This window comes from uncultured Mucilaginibacter sp., from assembly GCF_903893715.1.
Taxonomy (GTDB): Bacteria; Bacteroidota; Bacteroidia; order Sphingobacteriales; family Sphingobacteriaceae; genus Mucilaginibacter.
Genome location: NZ_CAITNG010000051.1, coordinates 1 through 8266, shown reverse-complemented (window position 1 = coordinate 8266; position 8266 = coordinate 1). Strand labels below are relative to the sequence as shown.

The 8266-nt window shown below is 42.9% G+C and carries 10 protein-coding genes; 1 reads left to right on the top strand and 9 read right to left on the bottom strand.

Features of this window, described 5'->3' with window-relative positions; all coding sequences use genetic code 11:
* Positions 1-173: 173 nt before the first annotated feature.
* The 9 genes from QZX97_RS07115 to QZX97_RS07075 all read right to left on the bottom strand — a co-directional run bounded on the left by QZX97_RS07115 (position 174) and on the right by QZX97_RS07075 (position 7681).
* A complete protein-coding gene (locus QZX97_RS07115; protein WP_295649710.1) occupies positions 174-1910 on the bottom strand; it encodes a hypothetical protein in 1737 nt (578 codons plus the stop codon).
* A gap of 21 nt (positions 1911-1931) precedes the next feature.
* Entirely contained in the window at positions 1932-2849 is a 918-nt protein-coding gene (locus QZX97_RS07110; RefSeq protein ID WP_295649708.1) for a substrate-binding domain-containing protein, read from the bottom strand.
* Positions 2839-3066, bottom strand: a complete 228-nt coding sequence (locus QZX97_RS07105) for a hypothetical protein (protein WP_295649706.1) — start codon at positions 3064-3066, stop codon at positions 2839-2841. The genes QZX97_RS07110 and QZX97_RS07105 overlap by 11 nt, the downstream gene beginning before the upstream one ends.
* 14 nt (positions 3067-3080) lie before the next feature.
* Complete coding sequence (locus QZX97_RS07100) at positions 3081-3908, bottom strand: energy transducer TonB (protein ID WP_295649703.1); 828 nt, start codon at positions 3906-3908, stop codon at positions 3081-3083.
* A 58-nt stretch (positions 3909-3966) separates the two neighbouring features.
* Positions 3967-4500, bottom strand: a complete 534-nt coding sequence (locus QZX97_RS07095) for a biopolymer transporter ExbD (protein WP_295649700.1) — start codon at positions 4498-4500, stop codon at positions 3967-3969.
* A 6-nt stretch (positions 4501-4506) separates the two neighbouring features.
* Entirely contained in the window at positions 4507-5118 is a 612-nt protein-coding gene (locus QZX97_RS07090; RefSeq protein ID WP_295649697.1) for a biopolymer transporter ExbD, read from the bottom strand.
* A gap of 82 nt (positions 5119-5200) precedes the next feature.
* Positions 5201-6043 carry a MotA/TolQ/ExbB proton channel family protein gene (locus QZX97_RS07085; protein ID WP_295649694.1) on the bottom strand — a complete coding sequence of 281 codons (843 nt, stop codon included), beginning with the start codon at positions 6041-6043 and terminating at the stop codon, positions 5201-5203.
* A gap of 403 nt (positions 6044-6446) precedes the next feature.
* On the bottom strand, positions 6447-6788 hold the full coding sequence (locus QZX97_RS07080) for a translation initiation factor (protein ID WP_295649691.1): 342 nt from the start codon (positions 6786-6788) through the stop codon (positions 6447-6449).
* 5 nt (positions 6789-6793) lie between these two features.
* The gene (locus tag QZX97_RS07075) at positions 6794-7681 is read right to left on the bottom strand and encodes a diacylglycerol kinase family protein (RefSeq protein WP_295664507.1); all 888 of its coding nucleotides are present in this window, start codon (positions 7679-7681) and stop codon (positions 6794-6796) included.
* A 214-nt stretch (positions 7682-7895) separates the two neighbouring features.
* Here QZX97_RS07075 and QZX97_RS07070 point away from each other — a divergent pair.
* Positions 7896-8266, top strand: a 371-nt coding sequence (locus QZX97_RS07070) for an S-adenosylmethionine synthetase N-terminal domain-containing protein (RefSeq protein ID WP_295664505.1), incomplete at its 3' end; no start/stop codon positions are given.

Below are 8266 nucleotides of genomic sequence, written 5' to 3'. Positions count from 1 at the left end.
GTGGGGCCTAATTTATGGGTAACAAACATTACGATTACCACAAAAGCCAATGCCACTATCATTTGGAAAATGATGGGCAAATAATTAACCGGCAAACTTTGAGATTCCATGCGGCAAATATAGGGGGAAACAAATCAAATAAAAAAGCCCTGTTAAATTAACAGGGCTTTTTATTATTTATTTTTTGGCGCCGGGGCGGCGGTTTTATGATCGAAATAAAACTTGGCGTATCCGTTGGTCGGGTCGGCAGCTTGTGCTTTGGTAAAATTGTCGAGCGCTTTGGCGTCGTCTTTATCGTGGTACTCGTAATAGTTACCGAGATAAGCATAGGCGTCGCCCAGTAGGCCTTTGTTATTGTCCGACAATGGTTGCGGCATCGCAGTCAAAATTGTTATCATTTGCTCATAATATGGCTTCGACAAACCTTTTAAGGTAGCCGGATCGGGGTCCTTGACATCATTTATGTAGGCACGATACATCGAGAAGTTCAAATTGGGTTTTCCCATTTTTTGTTGGGCAAAACTGATGGCTGAATCTGCTTTAGTCAATAATGTGGAATCCGGTTTAACGGCAGGGTTTGTTTTAGCTGCTGCGCTTTGAGCTTTGAATGCGAAATAATAAGAGAAACCCTCATAAAAGTGTGGCACAACTAAGGGTTTATTTGTAATCTTAGTAGTCAAGTCATCGTAAGCCTTAGCTGCTTCTAACCATTTCCTTTTTTCTCTATACATTACCGCAATTTGACCATAAACCTCTTCAATTTTTGTACTGTCGAGCGCAGCGTATTGTTTCATCGTCTCAACACCTTTTACGGTATCGCCGGTAGCAATTTGCAGGCGGCCCAAATACAAATAATCGCGGGGGATGATACGTTTCGGATCGGCCTGTGTCATCCATTTATTGATGGCAGATAAACCTGTGGCGTAGTCTTTATTTTCGTATGCGGAATAAGCTATGTAACGATATGCGCGCAGGTTAGAATTGCTTTGCTTCGATATTTCGCTGGCTTCGGTTTGTAGTGTTTTGTAATCGCCGGCATCAATCAAGAAGTCGGCATAACGCATGCGCGATTCAATTGAACGGTCGGTCAAATCCAGGTATTTCCTGTAATTGTCAACCGCTTCCTTAATTTTCGCTGATAGGACTTTTATATCAGCTTTGCCCTGCAGGAAATTTGTTTCTGCCATTTCGCGATAAGCGGGGCCATAGTTAGGGTCTTTGGCCAGGGCTTGTTGGAACGAAGTAATAGCATCGTCAAAATTATTGGCATTTTTGATCAATACGCCTAAATCGACCAATATTTTTGGTGAATTAGGGTCGAGACCCTGAGCTGTGCTATAGTTTACATAGGCTTCGCTATTTGCATTTTGCGAGCGGTAGGCATCGCCTATGGCTACAAAATAATCAGGGTCTTTGGCACCAAAAGCTTTAGCCTTATCTAAAACCGCCAATGCAGAAGCCGGATCTACGGGGATTGATGGTTTTAATTCGCCCGGTTTCATATAAACATATGCTTCGGCAGCGTAAATGTATGGCTTGTCGTCTTTACCGGCCAGGATAAGGGCTTTATCAAAGTTGCCTTTTGCCGAAGCGCCATTTTTGTTCAAACGGTCCACAGCGCCCAAACCAACATAGTTTAAAGCCGACTTTGGGTTTATAGCGATGCCTTTGTTAAAAGCCACACTTGCCGAATCGGGATAGTCCTGCGCGATGTACACCCAACCCAGGTAAAAGAAGTTTTCGTCTTTAGTGGGTTGTGTAACGGTCAGGTTTTTTAATATGCCTTTGGCTTTTTGAAATTGCTCGGCATCTATCGCTTTTTTTGCATCGGCAAGGCTTTGCGCAAAACCCGCTGAACCTGCCAATATGAGCCCTGCGGCCACAATCAATCCTTTACTTACTACTTTCATTGGTTCCAAATTATATAAATTTTATTGCTTTACAATATTAATTTCCCGGGGCGGAATCGAATCGGGCAAAATACCCGACCTTAAAATTATCCTTTGCCCGCGTTCGCTTTCTAAAAACGATGCAAAACCCTTGCCAAGTCCGCCACGGCCTGTAGCGTTTATGATATATAACGCCCTGGTAAGCGGATATTCCTTTAATGCCAGTGTTGTTTGCGATGGCTTAAAGTATGTTACCGGGTCGTCTTTATAGGCTTCGTTACGAACGCCTACAATTTTTACCTTATGTACCAGACCTGCATAATAATTGTCCGGGTCGTTCAGCCAGGTAAAGCTCACAAAACCAATGGCATTGGGATGTTCGCTTACATATTTTATCACTTCGACATTTGACTTAAGCGCGTAAATATTTTTTTGCTGAAGTGTGGTATTCCCGGAAAATTCTTTCAAATAACGTGTTATGCTCGAGTTTGGGTTATCAAAAACAATAGCGCTGTTTGTTTTTGCCTGCCCGTTGAGCATTTTTTTAATTTCGGTTACCGATGTTACCGTATCGGCCGATGCCTGGTTCACAATTAAGGTCACCGCATCGAATGCAAACATATTTATTTCGGGGGGCAATGCCCTTGACCGAAGCAATTCCAATTCATCGGGTTTTAAATTTCTGGCCAATATGGCCACCCGTATACTATCGCTCAACAATAATTTAACCGCCTCGGCCTCTGTTTTGTACAGCACCTGTGGCTTGGCTTCTTTGTAGAAGGCTTTAAAAACGTATAATTCTTCGTCCACTATTGGCGAAAACGAACCATCGGCCACAAACTGGGTTGTGCCCTTTAAAAATTCGTCGCCTGAATTTACTTTCTTTACAGGTTGCCTGCAAGCCTGCAACAAAATAAATGTTGCCACAAATAAAAAAAGCTGTCCCGCTCTATTCTTCATCTATATCTTTCTTAAACAACCTCGGGATGCGGATGAGGGCGTAAAGTAAAATTACCCCGCCAAATACCCGCTTGTATGTTGTTGTCATGTTGAGTGGCATGCCATCCCAAAAGATGACCATGAGCCCCATGGTAGTCAAACTGACAACTACTAAAACTCCTAAAATAAACAGAAACCGCCTTTTGAGCGATTTCTGTTTTTCATGATCGTGTAGCATCAAAATAATGCCTTTTATTGGTCGTTAAGGGTAAAGTTAACCGGGATAGTAAACTGAACACGTACGGGTTTACCGTTTTGAACGCCTGGTTTCCACTTCGGAGCCAGTTTCATTACACGTGTAGCTTCTTCACCCAAACCGTTACCCGGCTCGCGTAAAACTTTAATATCGGTCAGGCTGCCGTCTTTTTCAACAACAAACTGCAATATTACTTTACCTTGTGTACCTGCTTCTTTAGCAGCCGAAGGGTACTGTATTTTTTTACCTAAGTAATCGTAAAACTTTTGCATGCCACCGGCAGGCTCTGGTTCAACTTCAACCGCTGTAAAAATCGCGTTTCCATCGCCTTCGGTAACGGCTTGCTGGTCGGAGTTACCAACCGGCTCATCGATACGTATTTGCGCGTTCGGGTCGCCTTTTTGTTCCTTTTGGCCGGGATCAGCTACTTCCAATTGCTTTTCGGTCGGCGGATCTTTTTCCTTAACCTCGTTATCGGGTTTTACGATAGGAGGCGGGAACTTCACCTGATCAACCTTGGGCTTTGGTGGCTCCTTTGGTGGCGGCGGCGGTGGTTTTGCTTTATCGAGCGGTGGTGGTGGCAACAATACCACATCCACAGACTTAACCTTTTCTTTGGCTTTAGGGATGAAACCTGATACGATGTTGATAATGGTTGGCGAACCTACTGCAACAAGGAAACAAACGATAGCTATGATGAGCGCCTTATTGATAGTTCTGGGGTTCTCTTTCCGTAGCTCGTATGCACCATAAGCCTGGTTACGACCTTTAAAAACAACTTCAAGCCATTGCGGATTATATATATTTACTTTTTCTCCAAACATTTTAGTGGCTTTTATATTAATTACGATTAATCACTTTTTTTATTGCGCTAAATACAATTTAGTACAAGCCGTTCTTTTTCAAATCCGCAATCTCCGGATCGGTAATATCAACAACGGCGTGTATATCAATTCCCGCAATGTTCAACTCATCAAGCGCTTCAACAAAATCGGCATAGGTTGATTTATCGCTCGGTTTGATCAAAACGATCATTGGCTGTCCGCCGTGGGTTGACATTACGTGGTCCTTGTTATCTAACAGCGCTTTGCGCAATCCGTTTTTGCCGAAATTATCAACAGTAGGGGCCGATTTTCCTGTTTCGCCCATATACCATTCCAATTTGTTTTGCGAACCTAACAAAATAGTCATGGTACGCGTTGCGGGTACAGGCAACTGGTCATGCTGTTCATCTTTGTCCGGCATGGCCATGTCCATGGCCTTGGCTTTCATCAGCGTGGTGGTCAACATAAAGAAAGTGATGAGCAGGAAGGCCAAATCCACCATCGCTGTCAGATCGACGCGCATGGACGATTTTTTGGACCGTACCTTACCACCTTTATGTTTCCCCCCGCCGGAGGTGTCTAATTCTGCCATTTTATTTTATTTAGGCGCTGTTTTGAGCGCTGTAATTAAACTAAATTTGTTAACTTTTTGCTTTTGCAGAATATTGATAACCGTTTTAATGGTTGGATATTCTTGCTTCGAATCGCCTTTTATGGCAATAAGCAAAGCTTTTTGATTGATGGCTACGTCGGCCTTACGCGCCTCGCGTACCCAGTTGAACAATTGGTTGCTTACGGAATCGGTAGGGATGCCGGTTTGAACAACTTTTTTGCGTGCATCGGGGTCCATATCAAGGTAACCTTTCAGCTGGCCAATCGGCATTCCAAATTCGGGCAATACCTCAAATACGGCTGATTCCTCCGGGGTAAAGGTGATGTTGTACAATTTACCAACTTCTTCCAGCATTTGCTTGCGGATGGGTTGACCTTCGACACCGAAAAACACTTTGCCCGAACCAATGGTGAGCGTTGCAACGTTTTCTTCGGGTAAAAGAATCGTTTTTGTATAGCCCGGTATATCCACAGGAACAGGATCTTCTGTTCTGAATTTTGACGTTAGGATAAAAAACGTCAGCAAAAGGAAAGCTACGTCGCACATGGCTGTCATGTCGGTGGCTGTACTTTTACGTGCTATTTTAACTCTTGGCATATTCTGTTTAATTATTAGTGTGAGAATAAATATGGTTTAAAGAGGCCCGGCTTTTGGCCCGACCCTTAATATCCCATCACTATTAATGAGCAGCAGCTTTGTGCGATGCCGCGAATGTTTGAACTATGCTGAAACCGGTTTCGTCAATTGCGTAAGTCAGTTTATCGATTTTTGATGTAAAGATATTATACATGATGATCGACAAAGCCGAAGTACTGATACCAAACGCGGTGTTGATCAACGCTTCGGAAATGTTACCCGAAAGTACCGACTGGTTAGGCGCACCTGAAGCAGCCATTGTACGGAAGGCCTTGATCATACCGATTACTGTACCTAACAAACCCATCAGGGTACCGATAGATACCAGGGTAGCTATGATAGTTAAGTTTTGCTCTAACATCGGCATTTCTAACGATGTAGCTTCTTCGATATCTTTTTGGATAGCCAATGTTTTTTGATCAACATCCAGGCCAGCTTCCAGTTCCATTTCGCGGTATTTTTTCAAACCCGATTTGATAACGTTAGCTACCGAACCTTTTTGTTTATCGCACTCGGCGCTTGCGGCTTCAATATTGCCGGCATTTAAAAATGTTTGTACTTTTTTAACAAAGGCATCTACACTGCCAGAGCCGGATGCTTTGCCAATAACGATAAACCTTTCGATTGAGAAAACGATAACCATGAGTAACATCGTCATGATAACCGGTACAATTACACCACCTTTGTGGATCAGGCCAAAAATATCATTGGCTTCGCCGCCATCCGGATCGCCGCCTTTAAAGTGGCTTGCATCTCCAAGGAAGAAAATAAATGTGCATAGTGCTACAACAAAGCAAATAGGTATAGCCAGCGATGAAAACATGCTCGCTGAGCCTGAGCTTTCTTTTTTAACGGTAGTCGGTTTTGGTGCGGGTGCGTTTGCCATTACTTTAAATTTTAGTTAGTTTTTAGTTTTTATAAATGTTAGTTAATTAATGCGCTGATTTAAAATGCGAATAGCAAATTTATGCTTTAATAGCATAAATCATAATAAAACGAATAAAAAAAACTCCATTTTATTTATTGTTAATAATAAGTTAACGTTGGCTTAGTTAGTATGTTGATAAATAAAGAACGCTTTTGATTAAAAATTTGTATACGTTTCTACAATTTTCTACAATACAAACCATTTTTTTTTTAGAAACGCAAGGGATTGCAACAAAATTTATTGTAACTAAAACGATACTGTGCCATCTAAGCAAATTAACACCTTAAAAATGTAGATGAAATTTAGAATGAGGATTCCATAAAGGGCGCGAAAAAAAAATTTCTTCTTTTATTTTAAACGTTTAGCCCCCTGCTTTTTTGGCTTTGTAACCGTCGGTTATTAAAATGGTGAGAATCTTATCCCTGAAATCGCCTTGTATCAGTATTTCCCCATCTTTAACGGATCCGCCAACGCCGCATTTTGATTTAAGCTTTTTACCAATGTCTTCCAAATCGTTATCGGTGCCTATAAAACCGGTTATCCGGCTCACTACTTTGCCGCCGCCTTTGCGGTCGAGGTATATCTTGAGGTTTTGCTGTTGCGGGGGCAAGGTTACGGCGCCGTTGTCCAGGCTGTCATTATATTGAAAACCGGGATCGGTAGAGTAAACAACGCCGGGGCTGTTTTTGTGTTTTTTCGACATGGCTGTCAGGGTTTGTAATGATCGCCAACGATTACCTTTAGGGTATGCGGGAACATGTTGATTTCTATTTCATCGCCGATGATGCTGGGCTCGCCATCCAAATGTATGGGGCCGGGGCTTTTGCGTTTTATCTTGACGTGTTTGCCACGGATGATTTCGACAAAGGCCGAGCTTTCCACCTGTTTGGTGAGCATGCGCAGCCCCATTTCGAAAAGCCGGTAACCCGGGAACGGTTTTACCACGCAAACATCAATCAAGCCATCGTGCAGCGATGCGCTGGGGGATACGTGTGCATTGTTGCCAAACTGCGAAGAGTTGGCAAAACTCAACATAAACGCTTCCCTGTCGTAAGCGCAGCCATCTATTTCGATATGGTAGTCTTGCGCTTTATAATTCGAAAATTCCTGAATGGATGAAGTAAAATAAGCTTTAAAGCCGCGTTGTTTATCATGCGAAAAAACTTCGCTGATGTGGGCATCAAAACCCAAACCGGCCATGTTGAAAAACCATTGGTTGTTTATTTTACCGGCATCGATGATTTCGGTGCGGCCGGTGTTGATGTTTTTGATGGCTTTTACGGTATCGAGCGGTATATTTAGAAAACGCGCAAGGCCATTGCCCGAGCCGTAAGGTATAATGGCGAGGGTTTTATCGGTGCCGGCGAGAGCCGAAGCAGTTTCGTTCACTGTGCCATCGCCGCCAACGGCAACAATAATATCGTAAACAGCCACCGCTTTTTTTGCGATGGAGCGAATAGAGTTTTCGGCAGTACTATAAATAACTTCATGGTCGAAAACACCCTTGTCCAGGTATTTTTCTATCAACGCGGGTACCCCGTCCTTCTTCTTCCCTCCCGAAACCGGGTTAATGATAAATAATATGCTCTTTTTCAACTATATGTTTTATAAATCGGGCAAAAGTAGTTGTAATTTTTACTTTTATAAAATTGTTTTAACTTAGCGGCTCGAAAGTGGACTGATTTGTATGGGCCTGATATAGACCCGGATTGCAACCACGTAAAAAAGTGCTAAAATACCGCTTCTTTTTTTACTCTCAATCCAATCTTCATGCCACGTTTTTCGTAGATTAATAAAATTTAACGTTCATATGTCTTATTTATTCACTTCAGAGTCGGTATCAGAGGGACACCCTGATAAAGTTGCCGACCAAATTTCGGACGCATTAATTGACAATTTTCTGGCATTTGACCCTGAATCGAAAGTGGCCTGCGAAACGCTGGTTACTACCGGACAGGTAATATTGGCGGGCGAAGTAAAATCGAAAACCTACCTCGACGTGCAAAAAATAGCCCGCGATGTAATCAACAAGATTGGTTATACCAAGGCTGAATATATGTTTGATGGCAGCTCGTGCGGGGTGTTATCGGCGATACACGAGCAATCGCCGGATATTAACCAGGGCGTTGACCGTAAAACCAAAGAAGAGCAAGGCGCCGGCGACCAGGGTATGATGTTTGG